Annotated in this window: 14 protein-coding genes; 4 read left to right on the forward strand and 10 right to left on the reverse strand. The window is 44.7% G+C overall.

All coding sequences use genetic code 11. The features are described 5' to 3' along the window. Window positions 1-446 precede the first annotated feature (446 nt). From recR to A3GI_RS0105375, 3 genes are all read left to right on the forward strand, one after another. A complete protein-coding gene (gene recR, locus A3GI_RS0105365; RefSeq protein WP_018360448.1) occupies window positions 447-1,070 on the forward strand; it encodes a recombination mediator RecR in 624 nt (207 codons plus the stop codon). 10 nt (window positions 1,071-1,080) lie between these two features. Continuing rightward, a complete protein-coding gene (gene ligA, locus A3GI_RS0105370; protein WP_018360449.1) occupies window positions 1,081-3,159 on the forward strand; it encodes an NAD-dependent DNA ligase LigA in 2,079 nt (692 codons plus the stop codon). 155 nt (window positions 3,160-3,314) lie between these two features. Then, window positions 3,315-3,704 (forward strand): DUF1573 domain-containing protein, encoded by a 390-nt coding sequence (locus tag A3GI_RS0105375; protein WP_018360450.1) that lies wholly within the window; start codon window positions 3,315-3,317, stop codon window positions 3,702-3,704. A gap of 71 nt (window positions 3,705-3,775) precedes the next feature. Here the strand turns inward: A3GI_RS0105375 and queC are convergent, their stop codons facing one another. Next, complete coding sequence (gene queC, locus A3GI_RS0105380) at window positions 3,776-4,441, reverse strand: 7-cyano-7-deazaguanine synthase QueC (RefSeq protein ID WP_018360451.1); 666 nt, start codon at window positions 4,439-4,441, stop codon at window positions 3,776-3,778. Window positions 4,442-4,585: 144 nt separating this feature from the next. Here queC and A3GI_RS0105385 point away from each other — a divergent pair, with 144 nt between their 5' ends. Further along, complete coding sequence (locus A3GI_RS0105385) at window positions 4,586-5,161, forward strand: superoxide dismutase (RefSeq protein ID WP_018360452.1); 576 nt, start codon at window positions 4,586-4,588, stop codon at window positions 5,159-5,161. Window positions 5,162-5,613: 452 nt separating this feature from the next. Here the strand turns inward: A3GI_RS0105385 and A3GI_RS11200 are convergent, their stop codons facing one another. The 9 genes from A3GI_RS11200 to A3GI_RS0105440 form a co-directional block, all read right to left on the reverse strand. Continuing rightward, the gene (locus A3GI_RS11200) at window positions 5,614-6,126 is read right to left on the reverse strand and encodes a Rieske (2Fe-2S) protein (protein WP_115087352.1); all 513 of its coding nucleotides are present in this window, start codon (window positions 6,124-6,126) and stop codon (window positions 5,614-5,616) included. Further along, window positions 6,110-6,535 (reverse strand): SRPBCC family protein, encoded by a 426-nt coding sequence (locus tag A3GI_RS0105395; RefSeq protein WP_018360454.1) that lies wholly within the window; start codon window positions 6,533-6,535, stop codon window positions 6,110-6,112. The genes A3GI_RS11200 and A3GI_RS0105395 overlap by 17 nt, the downstream gene beginning before the upstream one ends. A gap of 45 nt (window positions 6,536-6,580) precedes the next feature. Beyond that, entirely contained in the window at window positions 6,581-7,213 is a 633-nt protein-coding gene (gene pyrE / locus A3GI_RS0105400) for an orotate phosphoribosyltransferase (protein WP_018360455.1), read from the reverse strand. A gap of 27 nt (window positions 7,214-7,240) precedes the next feature. Continuing rightward, window positions 7,241-8,026 carry a nitrilase-related carbon-nitrogen hydrolase gene (locus A3GI_RS0105405; protein WP_018360456.1) on the reverse strand — a complete coding sequence of 262 codons (786 nt, stop codon included), beginning with the start codon at window positions 8,024-8,026 and terminating at the stop codon, window positions 7,241-7,243. Beyond that, entirely contained in the window at window positions 8,023-8,574 is a 552-nt protein-coding gene (locus tag A3GI_RS0105410) for a 1-acyl-sn-glycerol-3-phosphate acyltransferase (RefSeq protein WP_018360457.1), read from the reverse strand. Before A3GI_RS0105410 ends, A3GI_RS0105405 begins: the two co-directional genes overlap by 4 nt. A gap of 18 nt (window positions 8,575-8,592) precedes the next feature. After that, complete coding sequence (locus tag A3GI_RS10635) at window positions 8,593-8,892, reverse strand: hypothetical protein (RefSeq protein WP_018360458.1); 300 nt, start codon at window positions 8,890-8,892, stop codon at window positions 8,593-8,595. A gap of 595 nt (window positions 8,893-9,487) precedes the next feature. Then, window positions 9,488-11,479: a glucosamine-6-phosphate deaminase gene (locus A3GI_RS0105430; protein ID WP_018360459.1), complete on the reverse strand. Its 1,992-nt coding sequence runs from the start codon at window positions 11,477-11,479 to the stop codon at window positions 9,488-9,490. Between the two features lie 125 nt (window positions 11,480-11,604). Further along, window positions 11,605-14,583, reverse strand: a complete 2,979-nt coding sequence (locus tag A3GI_RS10640) for a glycoside hydrolase family 3 N-terminal domain-containing protein (protein WP_018360460.1) — start codon at window positions 14,581-14,583, stop codon at window positions 11,605-11,607. Beyond that, window positions 14,580-15,911, reverse strand: coding sequence for a sensor histidine kinase (locus A3GI_RS0105440; RefSeq protein ID WP_018360461.1), 1,332 nt, complete (start codon window positions 15,909-15,911; stop codon window positions 14,580-14,582). The genes A3GI_RS10640 and A3GI_RS0105440 overlap by 4 nt, the downstream gene beginning before the upstream one ends. Window positions 15,912-15,916 lie beyond the last annotated feature (5 nt).

A 15,916-nucleotide genomic window follows, 5' to 3' on the forward strand; every position in this document is an offset into this window, starting at 1 on the left:
TACAATGCTGTTGACCAGGCGCACAGGGTCATTGGCATCAATATCTTGACCAAGTTCTGCAGGAAATAGCAGGATGGGGTCGGATATGTAAGGACGAAAGTGTAACTTTGTATTCATTAAGTAATTGATATTTGCTAAGTTACTCAAACTTAGTGAACGAACGAAGCCCTAGCTTGTGAAAGTTGGGGCTTTGTCGTTGGATGAGGAATAAAAAAAGGAGGCTGCCCCAAAAATGAATTTTGACACAGCCCCTTTGTCTGTTGTCGTCAAATCCTGAAACAGTGTTACAATAAAAGATGTAACACAATGGAATAAACAGGGAATAACCACGTTGGATGTACTCAAATAAATTACAGTATGTTTTGTCCGGTTAAGAAATCTGCAGATTTATCTGTACTATCTGCGGGGATGCACCAACAAAGGCTTTTTTTTATCTTTGTTTATCTATGAATCAACAATATCCGTCAAAACTTGTAGAGCGTGCCGTGGAGCAGTTCAGCTCTCTTCCGGGCATCGGACGCAAGACTGCCTTGCGGTTAACTCTTTTCATGCTTAGCCGCCCTGCCGAGTTTACCCATGTTTTTGCCGATACGTTGCGTAACCTCCGGAATCATGTGGTCTATTGCCGTTGCTGTCATAATATCAGTGATACGGAGATCTGTCCCATTTGTGCCAATCCGAGTCGCGATCGGTCTACTATCTGCGTGGTGCAGAATATCAATGATGTGCTGGCCATAGAAAATACGGCACAGTATTTCGGCGTATACCATGTATTGGGCGGGGTTATCTCCCCGATGGATGGCGTGGGGCCACAGGACTTGCACATCGAAGAATTGGTAGAGCGTGTCAAAAACGGTGGCATCAAAGAAGTGGTGCTTGCTTTAGGCTCTACCATGGAAGGCGACACCACGAATTTTTATATCTATCGAAAACTTCAGCCTTTCGGCATCAGCATCAGCACCATAGCCAGAGGAATAGCCGTGGGTGACGAAATCGAGTATGCGGATGAAATAACATTGGGGCGTTCTATACTTAACCGCATAGACTTTGAAACAACAATGAAACTTTAGGTTTTCTCCTATGACAGACGTTAAACAGGAAATCGACTCTTTGCGCCATGAACTGGCAGAGCATAACTATAATTATTATGTGCTGAATTCACCCCTCATACCGGATCAGGATTTCGATATGATGATGAAACGGCTGGAAGCCTTGGAGGCAAGTCATCCCGAATACTTTTCATCTGACTCTCCTACGCAACGGGTGGGAGCAGACCGAACGGAAGGCTTTGCTCAAAAGAGACACAGTATACCTATGCTTTCTCTCTCGAACACCTACAATTACAACGAAGTAGAGGATTTCTACAGACGTGTGGCAGGGGATTTACACAATGAGCCTTTTAGAGTGAATGCGGAGTTGAAGTTCGACGGACTGTCCATAGCTCTGATTTATGAAGAAGGCGTACTGACAGATGCCGTTACAAGAGGTGACGGTCTGGTTGGAGACGTGGTAACGGCCAATGTGCGCACAATACGAAGCATACCGCTAAAGCTGCGCGGTGAAGGATATCCTTCCAGATTGGAGGTACGTGGAGAAGTGTTGCTTCCGTTTAAGGAATTCGAACGGCTCAACAGCGAACGGGAAGAAAAGGGTGAACCTCTTTTTGCCAATCCGCGCAATGCTGCTTCAGGTACGTTAAAACAGTTGGATCCGAAAGTCGCTGCCGCAAGAAAACTGGATGCCTATTTTTACCATGCAATCGATACGCCGGAGTTGCCCGACAGTCATTTTGAACGGCTGGAACTGCTACGGCAGTGGGGTTTTAAGGTATCGGATGCTGTAACGCTTTGTTCTTCCACGGCAGATATTTATGCTTTTCTGGAGTATTGGGATAAGCAGCGAAGCCGCCTGCCCATAGCTACGGACGGGGTGGTTTTGAAAGTGGATTCGATCCAGCAGCAGAAACGCCTGGGCTATACAGCCAAATCTCCTCGCTGGGCCATAGCCTATAAATTTCAAGCCGAGCAGGCACGTACCAAACTGTTGGGGGTAGATTATCAGGTAGGACGTACAGGAGCTGTCACTCCTGTAGCAAATCTGGAGCCCGTACCGCTGTCGGGTACCGTTGTCAAGCGTGCTTCCCTGCATAATGCAGATATTATCGCCGAATTGGATTTGCGGCAGAACGATTACGTCTTTGTTGAAAAAGGAGGTGAAATCATTCCCAAAATTGTAGGGGTTGATAAGGATGCCCGTTTGTTGGAGATGCCACCGATTGAATTTATAACCCATTGCCCGGCTTGTGGCACTCCTTTGGTGCGTACCGAAGGAGAGGCGGCCTATTACTGTCCGGACGGCGCCACGTGCGAACCGCAGCAAAAAGGTCGTATCGAACACTTCTGTACCCGTAAGGCGGCCAATATCAATATCGGCCCTGAGACAATAGATTTGCTTTACCGCAAGAAACTGATTCATCATATTGCCGACCTGTACAGACTGACGGAAGAGCAGTTGACCTCGCTGCCCGGAATACGCGAACGCAGTGCTCAAAAGTTGCTTGCCAGCATAGACAGTTCGAGAAAGCGACCGTTTCACAGCCTGCTCTACGGCATCGGTATCCGTTTCGTAGGAGAAACCGTAGCCCGTACTCTCACACAGGCTTTCGGCTCTATGGAAAAACTCATGCAGGCAACCGAAGAAGAGCTGACAGCAACCCTCGAAATCGGGCCGAAGATAGCACAGAGTATCCGTGTGTTTTTCGATAATGCCGACAACCGGGCTTTGATCGCTCAACTGGCAGATTTGGGACTGAATTTTACAGAAGAAACAAAAAACGTTCAGTCCGACGGAGGTGTATTAGCCGGGAAAACCGTAGTTATCAGCGGTAAGTTTCACCGTTATTCCAGAGATGAGTACAAAGCATTGATCGAGCGGTTGGGTGGAAAGATGGCAAGTTCGATTTCCGGCAATACCGATTTTATTTTAGCAGGGGATGACATGGGTCCGGCCAAGCGTCAAAAAGCCGAAGCTCTGTCCATACGTTTGGTATCGGAAGAGGAGTTTTGGACGATGATCGATGAAAGCGACGAAAAAACAATGAAAGAGGCAAAAGCCGATCTGCAAACGAAATCCGACTACCTCGGGGATCTTTTCGATTAAACCTTTGCAACCGATGGCAGTCTAATCCATAAACAAGCCTTTGGAGGCAGATGAAATGTTGATTTCAAGGCAATTAAAACAAAAATGGTATCTTTGTAAGTATGAGTGCTTGATAAAAGCACAAAGAAATAAGGACATAAACAATTTTTATCAATATGAAAAAGTTTATCTATTTAATGCTAACCTCTTTGTTATTCATAACAATGGGCACGGCACAAAATCAAAAGTCGCAGGGAGCTGTGATCTCTGCTGCTGAGACTGATTACGACTTCGGAAACATTAAAGAAGCAAACGGCAACGTATCTCATACGTTCATCATTAAGAATACCGGATCAAAACCGCTCGTTCTGACTCGTGTTGTGGCCTCTTGCGGATGCACGACCCCGGAATTCGACAAGGAACCGATTGCTCCGGGACGTGAAGGTAAAATTAAGGTAACCTTTAACCCCGCCGGACGCCCGGGACAATTTATTAAAACAATTGCAGTTTACAGCAATGGTTTGGACGGAGCTTACATTTTACGAGTAAAAGGAGTGGTAAACTAAACCGCTTACATCATAACAGAAAGGGATATGCCTCGTGGCATATCCTTTTTTATTGCTTATAGCTTTTCTCTTTAATGCAAATATGTTGTGGGGTCGTCTATTCCGGCCTGCTGCATTGCTTCCCTGCGTTCGATACACGTGCCGCATGTACCGCACTGAACTTCACCCCCACAGTAGCAACTCCAGGTCTCGGCATAATTCAAGCCCAGCCGTTTGCCGATGATTGCTATTTGCCCTTTGTCGATATTCGTATAAGGGGCAATGATTTTTATTCCGTTCGACGTACCTTGGGTTACAGCTTTCGACATGGGAGCAATAAAAGCAGCCCGGCAATCGGGGTAAATGGCATGATCGCCAAAATGATTGGCGATAAACAGTTTATCCAAATCATAACTTTCCGCCACCCCCGCCGCAATGCTTAACATGATACCGTTCCTGAAAGGTACCACCGTGTTTCGCATATTCTCCTCATTATATTCGCCCATCGGTATATTTCCGCCATTTTGAAGAAGATCGCTGCGAAAATATTTATTCATAAAATCGAGGTCGATAACGATATGCGGAATCTTCAGCCGTTCAGAGTGTAAACGGGCAAAAGGAATCTCTCTGGCATTATGTTTGGAGCCGTAGTTGAAAGTTACAGCCATAACTATTTCGTCCTGTTTGTCATAGAGCAGGGTAACACTGTCCATTCCTCCGGAAAGAACGATGAGTCCGTTTTTTTTCTTTTCATCCATTTTCTTCTTGTTTTCTTACAAACAAAGGTAAACAATAGAAGCGGCAACCATGTTATATAATCGAATACGGACTTCTGCAACAGGAATAATCGAGGCTTTGCGATGCCCGTTTTGAATTAACTTGTCAAATAAAAAAATAAACAAATGAAACACGAACTTGTAACACTGCCTTATGCTAAAGATTCCTTGGCTCCGGTTATCGGAAAAGACACCATCGAATATCACCATGGCAAACATCTGCAAAACTATGTAAACACTTTGAACACACTGATCGAAGGCACGGAATTTGCAGAAATGAGTCTGGAGGATATTGTAAGAAAGAGCGATGGTGCTATTTTCAACAATGCAGGCCAAACGCTTAATCACAATCTTTACTTTTTGCAGTTTACTCCCAAAGGCGAAGGTAAGCCCGAAGGTACATTACTCAAAGCCATTGAAGAGAAATGGGGCAGTTTTGAGAAGTTCCGGGAAGAATTTCAGACAGCAGGTACCAAACTGTTCGGCTCCGGTTGGGTTTGGTTATACAAGGACAATGCAGGCAAACTGGGCATCGGTCAGTATCCGAATGCCGGCAATCCCGTAAAAGACGGTTATACCCCTTTGATGGGTATCGACGTGTGGGAGCACGCTTACTATCTCGATTACCAAAATCGCCGTGCAGACCACCTGAAAGATGTTTGGAATATCATCAGCTGGAAAGAAGTGGCAAAACGCTTCTAAGACTCTATGACTGTATAAAAAAATATATTGCTGTCCGCTAAACGTAATTTTTGTCGGACAGCCGGTATTCTCCTTTGGCATTCATTTCACAAGAGGCCAAAAACATGCTTGAAAGCCTCTACAATAGAGTTTCCACAAGAAAAGGTTAAATCTATCCATCAATTTATTTGCCTCTTTTAGCGGACATCCAAATGAACATGCAAAAAATGGGGGCTTGGATGCCGGAAATCATAGAAAACATAGCGAGAAACCGCATATAATCGATGTTGGGAAGCAGATTTTGGGCATATTTGACTTTTAGCGGACAGCAATAAAAAAAATATTACGGTCATTTTCCTTTGGCTTAATTACAGATAAAAAGACTGTGGCGCAATCTGTCTGAAACGGATTGCGCCACAGCTTTTTTATTTGAAAATATTCTCTTCCTCTAAAAACAAGGCCTTTTTTACAGCTTATCGTGTAATTAACAACCCGTCCGGCAACGTCTGTACGGTGTATCTCCTCATCACTGCTTTGTTTGAGACCGCAGGTCCCGACACCGGAGCGCCTGTACCGTGGAGTATGGTATAACGGCTTCCGCAGTGCGGGCAAACGGCCTCCATGTTTTCTATGCTTAAAATCTCTATTTTTTCAAAACTGTTGGGACAGGCGCGGTCGAAGGCATAAAATACACCTTGGGGTGCTATGGATTGAATGACGATAAGCCCTGCTACTCCTACTGCTTCACCCGCCACTTGAGGTCGGTCTATTATCGCTATTCCTCCGGGTTGCCAAAGTTCTTTATATCGGGCATCCGCTTTCGATAGATGCACATGGACGGGTGCCTCGGGCAATCTATCCGGGGCAGCGTGTTCGGATGTACAGGAAAAGGCAACGGCCGTCCATAACAGGACAGCCGCACCGATAGCATAAAAAACAGATTTCCGCATAAACGGCAATTTGAATTCTCTACTTAAATTGCTCATACGGAATAAGAGACAGCATCGAAGCCATCTGATCTACCATGTCTTTCAACTTTCCTCCAACCATATTGCGTATCAGCAGGTTGAGGTCGGCTTTCAGGGTCAAACGCAGGCGTGTATCGTTTTCGGCTGGCTCCAACAGCTGAATCCAGGCGTTGGCCTTGACAGGAAAATTGACCGTTTCCAACTTAATGGTTTGGTCGGCCTCACGTTCTACTATTCGCAACTGCATGCGTCCTGCTCCCGGCACCATGATAGCCATGTTGTCAGCATCGACAGGCTCGATTTGAAGCTTATAATCTGCCGGTATCTTGTCCGATAAAGACTTAACATTGTTCAAATCGCTCAACACACTGAAAACCAAAGGACGTGATGCGGCAATTTGTTTTATTTCACTGATGTACTCTGTCATATGAAACGATTTAATAAAAGGTAATCGACCCTCTGCAGAAGGTCTTTATTTTTGCCAGTTGGCCGGATCTTTACGCCACTCTTTGAGCATCTGCACATCGGAGTTAGAGATGTAACCCGTGTTAAGCGCTTCATCGATAACGGCATTGTAGTTGCTCAGCGTGGTTAGAGAAACTTTAGCTTTTTTGAATGCTTCTTCTGCTTCGGCAAAGCCGTGTGTATAAATAGCCAGCATACCGAGCACATTGCACCCGAAGTTACGGATGGCTTCCACTGCGCGCAGACTGCTGCCGCCGGTAGAGATGAGGTCTTCGATTACAACCACATTGCTACCGGGCTTCAATTCACCCTCGATCAGGTTCTCCAGACCATGATCTTTTGGTGTAGCACGGATATAGACAAAGGGTAATCCCAATAAATCCGCAACCATGGCACCTTGTGCGATTGCGCCTGTTGCAACTCCTGCAATACCGTCCACTTGAGGGTATTTTTCCAAGATAACACGTGCCAATTCTACTTTGATTGTAGTGCGAGTCTCAGGGTAAGAAAGAGTTTTACGATTGTCGCAATAGATTGGAGACTTCCAGCCCGAAGCCCATGTAAAAGGGTTATTGGGTTGTAATTTTATGGCTTTCACTTCAATCAGTTTCTTTGCGATTAGTTTTTCCAGTGCTTTCATTTCAATGGTTTTTATGTTTATGGTAGTTCATAGATTTATCGAAAAATCATCACCGTCCGGTAAGACAGGAAATTTTCGCTTGAAGTCTTCTAATTTATCATAATCGAGTGTAGCTATTTCCACTGTGTCTTTATCGGGTTCACATCTTATAATATACTCTCCACGAGCGTCTATCGCCATAGAATCTCCCGGATAGAGCAGTTTATTGGGGTCGGCCCCCACACGATTGACACCGATCACGTAGCATTGGTTTTCCAAAGCACGCGCCAGAAGCAACGTCTTCCACACTTTACGCCGAGGTACAGGCCAGTTGGCAACAGCCAAAAGGAGGTCGAACTCCTCTCCGTGATTTCTGCACCAAACGGGAAAACGCAGGTCATAGCAGATGACGGGCAATATCTTCCAGCCCTCGAATTGCCAAATGTTACGCTCTTTGGCAGCTGTCATAAGCCTGTCTTCTTGGGCAGGTGAGAAGAGATGTCGCTTATCCTGAAATTGAGGTGCCGTATGCGGGGCAATCAGAAAAGCTCTATTGTAGTTATGCTTTCCGTCTTTCACTCCCACACTGCCCGTCAGCGCTATCCGATTCTTCTCTGCAATTTCCTGTAACCGGTGGAATACATCGTTGTCGCCCATCATAGAGAATACCCGTTCGTCCATCATGAATCCGGTGGTGGTCATTTCGGGCATTGCCAAAATATCCGCTTTGCCTGAAACGGATTTTGCCGCTTCCTGAATGCGTTGCAGGTTAGCCCGCTCTTCTCCCCAGCAGATATCCATCTGCATGAGCGCAACTTTAAGCTCCTTTTTCATTTTACGGTTTTGGCAAATTTTTCGGGAAAGCGAGCTTGCTCCGCATGATACTTACTTTGTATATAAGCAAGGTCTGCATCCGGATCGTCTGTGGGATGAAAGACCTCGAATATGCCCAACTCCTTTTTCTTATAGTCGATTACAGCAAGCTGTATCGGCACATTTGCACCTTTGGCTATATGCCAAAAACCTTTATGCCAGCGCTCTGTCTGTCTTCGTGTACCCTCGGGTGTAATGGCAATGTGCCTGTCGGTTTTAGCCGAGAAAAAACGCTGTACACGGGCCACCGTAGAACCGCTTCTGGAACGATTGATAGGGACACCGCCCATGGCTCTCAATATAAATCCCAAGGGGAAAAAGAACCATTCTTTTTTCATCAAAAAACCGGCTTTGCGACCCATCGCCCAGTAATAAAGTTTACCCAGGAAAAAATCACAATTGCTGGTGTGAGGTGCCACACAAATAATACTGCTCTCCGGATGAGCCCCCTCTATGTCTAAAAGAGTCCAGCCCAAACGATGCAGAATCCATTTAGATAAATGTTTCAAAAAAAAACGATATTTAGTTTATTTTTTTTCGATCTTTTCTGCGATTTTCTTCAAATCGTCATACATAGAACTTATTTCCTCGCCCATTTTATTGCGCAAATTTCTGTAATAGGCTTTCACCAATTTAGGATTATCTTTTCCGTCGGGATGCCCCACATGTAAAATAGTTTCATCCATCCACTGCAAGATACGATTGAGCAACTCGTCCAAATCCTTTAACTGCTCATCCGAAACCAAAGTTCTGAGTTCGTATGCATCTGCAAAAATTTCGGAGCCGATAATTTCAATATCATGTTTTAATTGTCTTTTACTGGCCATAATGATATTTTTATGATGACTACTAATTTTACAAAGATAACAAGAATTGTAGAGACTGCCTTTATCCGAAAATCTATGAGGCAAAAGGGTAATAAATCTGAAAATGGAAGAACCTTACTGTTATGGAAAGAGTCTTTCACCGTAAGGATAATGCTTTTTTATATTGTTCCGTGACCGATGAAAATCCTTTGCGCTACGGATTTTCAACGAAGTTAACTTGGATTTTTCTTCTTTGCCTGAAGAATTTTCAACCATCAGGCAGAGAATTTCACTTTTGGCAAACAGCTGTATCAAAGACACTTAACGAAACCCCAAAATCTGAAAGCAAAAAGACTTTATCTTCCTGTTTTCACATTCTATCCGGAAAAGAAATGATACAAAATGATGGGGTGCGATCAAGCGCAAATTGCTGCATTCATTACGATCTTCGACTTCGGTCACGTACTTTAATACGCTCCCTTCGGCCTCAATCTTAGCTCCTTGTACTTTACGCATTCTGATACACCTGAAAGGGGCTGTGCCAAAAACGAATTTTGATACAGCCCCTTCGATGTAAGATCCTTTAAGCGGAAGGATCGAAAGAATTTATGCCCGTTCAATCTACCGGATGGTAGCGAACAAAGGCTTCGATAGCTTCGTAGGACGCCAGTCCCAGTCTTTCATAAAGCTTTGCAGTATCCCGGTTGCGATCTTCTGCACGCTGCCAGAAAAGCCGTTCGTCGTTACCCAGAAATGGTGCGGACTCCATTTGACTTTGATGCTTGAGAATACTGTTTCGTTTGAAACGTAATTCTTCCGGACTCATCGGAACGGCCATTTCGATGTGCTCGATTTCCCACTCGGCCCATGCTCCGCGATACATCCATATCCAACAGTTGTTTTTGAACCATTCATCGTTTTTGATCATATCCACAGCCGCCAGAATAGCATCCAGACATACACGATGCGTACCGTGGGGGTCGGCCAAGTCTCCGGCCACGAACATGGCATCAGGTTTTACCTGTTCGATAAGTTGCTTGACTATGTCGATGTCTTCTTTGCCAATCGGCTTCTTTTTGATCATACCGGTTTCATAGAAAGGCATATCAAGAAAATGTATATGATCTTCGGGTACTCCCACGAAGCGACAGGCAGTACGGGCCTCCTCGCGGCGAATCGTCCCTTTCATAAAGCGAACATCGATGCGCTCGGGTTCTCCTTCGACTTTTTCTTCCATGAGGAATTTGCGTATTTCTTCGGCTTTCTCCAAAATGGGACTTTTTCCTTCGTCATATTGCCTGCATACGTTTCTCAGGTAAGATACGTAGCGGATAACCTCTTCATCCCCCACTGCAATATTCCCCGAGGTCTGGTAGGCAACGTGCACGTCATGACCCTGTTGGACCAATTTTCTCAGTGTTCCTCCCATGGAGATAACATCGTCATCGGGGTGAGGACTGAAAACAATAATACGTTTGGGATAAGGAATCGCTCGTTCCGGTCTGTTGCTATCGTCCGCATTCGGTTTACCACCCGGCCATCCCGTAATGGTGTGCTGTATATCATTGAAAACCCGGATATTTACGTCATATGCCGATTGGTCTTTTGTCAGCAAAGCTCCTAAGGAGTGATCGTTATAGTCTTTGTTAGTCAGTTTTAAGACAGGTTTGTTTGTCTGCTCGCACAACCATACAATAGCACGTCTAATCAGCTTGCTGTTCCATTCACAGTCGGTAACGAGCCAGGGGCGATCGATACGCGTGAGTGAAGATGCTGCCGGAAGGTCTAAATAGGCACGGGTGTGATTATGTTTCTGAAGAACGGATGCCGGTATCGCATCCGATATTTTACCTTCGATTGCTGCTTTAATTTCTTTGGCTCGATTTTGCCCCCATGCTATCAATGCAATTCTTTTTGCACTGAAGATCGTGGACATACCTAAACTGATGGCACATGCGGGTATTGCATCTTTTCTTTGAAACATAGGATAGGCCGCCTCTTTGGCATCATCATCCAGCAGAACAAGACGCGTCATACTGTTAGGGTTCGAACCGGAGGCATTGAAGCCCAGACTGGCCGAGACTCCAATACCGATGATGATCATATCAAGGCCTCCCAAAGAGCTTATTTTTTGTTCGTAAGCCTCGCAAACGGCCATTACCTCGTCGTCGGAACAGGTTACATCGGGTGAAATAATCTGTTCGTCAGAAATATCAATTTTATTGAAAATCGTTTCGCGCAAAACGGCATTATTGCCGCCAATCGAATTACTGCTCAAAGGATAATATTCAAAAGCCAACACGAAGTAGACATTCTCGAATGAAATTGCTCCGCTGCGGTAAAATTCTACCAATTGCTTGTATACTTCCTGAGGAGAGACGCCTCCGGAAAGTCCCAAAACATATTTTTCTCCTTTTTCCTGTTTTTGTTTTATTTCTTTTATGATCTGCTGGGCTACGAACTTTGCCCCTTCGTGTTCCGAAGCAAAGATCTCTGTAGGTATCTGTTCGAAACGGCACAACCGGGCACGCTCAAGGGCGTTTTTAGGACGGTAGTACTGTTCCGGTATTTTTGTGAGATTGATCAGTGAACTTAGGTTTGTTCTCATAAGACTTTTAGCTAAATAATTTATTAACTACAACAAATATAATAATTATTTAAGGCTTTCTCTCTCAATTCGCAACCTTTTAAGAGGATACGATCCGTTTTCCTAAGTTCTTATAAATATGGCAATTAAGGAACCATACTGTCATATACGGCCTGATGCAGGCGCGGACGTATGTTCATGGTCATTAGTTTTGTATTCAGACGAGAGGGATAGGTGCGATTGCTCAGGAAAATAAAAACCAGATTGTACTGCGGATCTATCCAAAAGCAGGTGCCCGTAAAACCGGTATGCCCGAAAGTGGAACGGGAAGCGCTTTCGGCCGCCGAGCTGGCCGTACGCAGTCTGGGTTTGTCGAATCCTAAATTGCGAATTCCCTGATAGCCCGTTTCTGTAATAAAACGGTTGAATGTTTTTGAATCTATGATTTCTTTTTTGTTCCATTTTCCTTTATTGGCAAAAAGCATCATCAGTTTGGCCAGCTCATGAGTGTTTCCGTATAAACCGGCACTGCCGGAAACACCTCCGAGACATGCGGCCGTTTCATCGTCTACGGTACCGCAGATTTCCTGTTTGCGAAGAAAAAGATCTACCTGCGTGGGGGCAATATTTTTGATGACGGTTGTCTTGTGCTCAAGAGGTCTGAAAAATAATTTTGCTTCGATGGGGGCAAAAATCTTTTTCTCTGCATAAGCGTCCAAACTCTGTCCGCTGACTTTTTCGATGATTTGCTGCAATAAAATAAAACCGATATCCGAATACTTGTATTTGCCTTTGCGGTACATATTCGTTTCTGCTATTCTGTTCATCATGGAGTCTTTGAAAGAGCGGTTCAGATAAATGCCCGGAGCCAGAGTTTCGGGGTATTTGCCGTTTTTTCTTTCACTGACAAACTTTTGCTTGAATTTGAAGTTGGGATTTCCCCAAGCATTTTTTCCTATTTTCACCCTTCCTACCGTATGCCGGTTACTGATAAGAGGCTCTGTGTAGCTTTCCGGATCGATCAGATCGGTATAGAAATTTATGGTGGGAATAAGTCCGGCCTCATGTAGAAGAAGTTGTTTGACGGTGACGTTTGCCAGCGGAGTGTTTTTGAATTGTGGCAGATAAGTACTTATCCCCGCATTTAAGGCTATTTTTCTTGCGGCTACCAACTGCATGATGGCCGGTGTGGTCACACAGGCTTTTGTCAGCGATGCCAAGTCGTAATATGTTTCTTCATTTACGGCAGGGCTGTCTTTCTTGCCGGTCAGCGTACCGAAACATTTATCATAAATGATTTTGTTGTCTTTCATGACCAGTATCTGACAGCCGGGAAAAGCCCCTTCGTCGATACCTTCAAGGGCTATTTCATCCAATTTGGAAAGTTTTGCAGGATTTATGAGATTAAACCCCGCGGTTACAGGCAGAGTTTTTTTCTTTTCGATAATTTCTTTATTGCTGTCTATATTGCCCAAAAGCATATCAGCTGCTGCCCGTTGTGCTTCCTCACAGCTTTCAAAAGCATGTATAATCATTTGGGCCCGGGTTCGAGTCTGTCCCATTTTGTTGAGTGCATACGGATTGGTAAACAGTGTAAGAATAGTGGGTTTAAGGGCGGATATGCGACCGATTGCACCATTGATGGTTGCATTGGAAGTAAAAGCCCCTACCAGTATCAAATCGTATTTTTTCAGTTTATTAAACAATTTTGCCAGTCCTTCCTTGCCGGTCGGTAAACCAAATACATCAAGGGGTAACTCTTTTTTAAGAATACCGGCATACAGGCACGCAGGCGTAGCACCGGCTGTTACCAAAGCTATTCGTTTATATCCGTTGTTATTGATTTTTTCCTTTATTTGAGGGTGCTCTTTTTCAATGTAAATAGAGTTATTCCATAATTCTTTCCGGATAATTTGTGCGTCTTCGTTATTGACTTCGGCTTTAACCTCGGAGGCCTGCGCCGACAAGTCTCCCGGCTCGACGATCAACTTGTATTTATACATCAGTATCCGTCTGCACCTTTCGTCTATCTGCTGCTCGGTGATAATACCTTCTTCATAAGCCGCCAGCAGTTCGTTTAATGTTTGCTTCGGACTGGCAGGCGCCAAAAGAATATCATTGCCCGCCAGAAAAGCCATTACCGCAGTAGTGTATTTGCCTTTATACTGTGCTCCGGCCATAGCTAAGGCATCGGAAACGATCAGTCCCCGGAAGTTCATTTTTTCACGGAGAAGCTCTGTGGTTACTTTTTTACTCAAAGATGTCGGGGTACCATCGGGATCCAATGCAGGAACCTTAAGGTGTGCCACCATGATGCCCTCCATGCCGGCATCGATATAGCGACGGAAAGGCAGAAGTTCGACCCGCTCCAATTCTGAAAACGAAGAGGTAATGGAAGGGAGCGTTTTGTGTGAATCCTGATCGGTGTTGCCATGACCGGGAAAATGTTTACCCACGCTTAGCACCCCACCGTCTTCCAATCCCCTGGCATAAGCTATGGCACAGGTTGCCACCGTTTCAGGGTCGTCTCCGAAACTGCGTGTCCCTATTACAGGATTTTTCGGGTTATTGTTTACATCCAATACCGGAGCGAAATTGATATGTATCCCCATCAGTTTACACTCCCTTGCCACTTCTTGCCCGTAGTCATAGATAAGCCGGATATTTTTACTGTAACCCAATCCCATATTACGCGGAAAGCGAGGCGCATCTTTCAGGCGCATATACAATCCCCATTCTCCGTCTAAAGAAATCAGCATGGGCACTTTAGCCACTTTTTGCAGCCTGTCGTTCATACTTTTTTGTTCTCTGAGCATACTTTTCTGATACAGGATGCCTCCCCATTGGTTTTCCTGAATATCGTATTCGTATATTTTCAACTTCTGCTCTTCCGAAGTCGGATAGATCATGGGCATAATCAACTGTGCCACTTTTTCTCTCACGGAGAAAGAGCTTAAAGTTTTATCCACCCAATTTTGCATGGCTATGGAGTCTTTTACCGGTATCCCGGCATATACCCGGATGTGCAGCCCGATAAATAATAAGATGAAAAAGGCCGGTAAGTAAAATTTGTTGATACTGTTGTCGATTCGCATTGTATTGGAAAGTCTGGTTTTTCGGTTCATAAATCTATTCTGAAAATGGTGCTGCCGCCTTGTTGCAGGTAAACGAGATTCCCATTGTGGCGTCTCATGATGTAACGGCTCAAGCTGAGTCCGATGCCGCTACCGTTTTCCTTAGTCGTATAAAATGGGATAAAGATATTGGGTACCACATCGGAGGGGATGGGGCGTCCGTTGTTGGATATGTAGATGAATTTTTCGTTTTGAGGTCCCTGCGAGCCTGACAGTGTAACCGTTGGTTGCACTTCCGGAGGGAAGGGAGCTTCATAGGCATTCTTTATGAGGTTTAGCAGCACTTGCTGCATCAACTTTCTGTCTGCATGGATTGTGAAATCGTCTGCGATATTCATGCTTATCTCAATACCGTTTCTTTCTTTCAATTGTCGAAGAAGGGAAAGTATTTCGTTGATTAAAGGCTTCAGGGCAAATGTTTTCTTTTCAGGTATGGGCACGGATGTAAAGCGTCTGTAGTCCTGCACGAAGTTCAAGAGGCTGTGGCTCGTGCTTCTGATTGTGTCCAGTCCCATCTGAAGCATTTCCTTATCTATCGGTTCGTCATCGTCTTTTTCTTTCTCCAGCCGTAAGGTAAGTGTTTCACTGATAGAGCTGATCGGAGCAATGGAATTCATGATTTCATGGGTCATAACCCGTATAAGCCGTATCCACGATTCCGTTTCGTGCGCCTCCAATTCACTTTCGATATTGTTAATAGTGAAGATCTTGTAAATAGAGGACTGTATTTCGCCGGTGGTCATCTTTACATTCAACTGTCTTACATCCCGCTCTGTTTCGATCTTTACAATCATACTTTCATTCTCCTGCAAAGCCATGATGCGTTCGTCCAATCCTTTATCCACAAAAGCCAGCTGTTTGATGTGGCTGATTGACGGAAGCCCTAAAAGCCGGTGAGCGGCTCTGTTGGCATTTCTCACACTTCCGCTGTGCTCGCAAATGATGATGCCGGTAGAAACCGTTTCGACGGCTGCCGCAAAGAACTTTTCCTGCTCCATTACAGAGGTGCGTGCCAGCGTGAGTATCTCTTTGATACGGTTCAGGGTGATATTGACATTTTTATTGTAATTGTCTTTTTTATTTTCCGAGAACCTGAGGCTGTAGTCCGAATTTTCAAGTGCATTAAGGAGCAGCACCAATGATTTGCTGTTTTGTATGAACGCATTGTTGAGCAGTATGCTCAGAAAAACAAGCAAACAGGCACTTAGCAGCATGAACACATAAAGATTATGAAAAAAAAACAGACAGAGGGCTATGGTAACCAGTATAATGGCTAAGATTAAAAAAACAGCTTTGCTGGAACGAAAATCATTTCTCATATTCT

It is taken from the genome of Porphyromonas macacae DSM 20710 = JCM 13914, from assembly GCF_000379945.1.
GTDB lineage: Bacteria > Bacteroidota > Bacteroidia > Bacteroidales > Porphyromonadaceae > Porphyromonas > Porphyromonas macacae.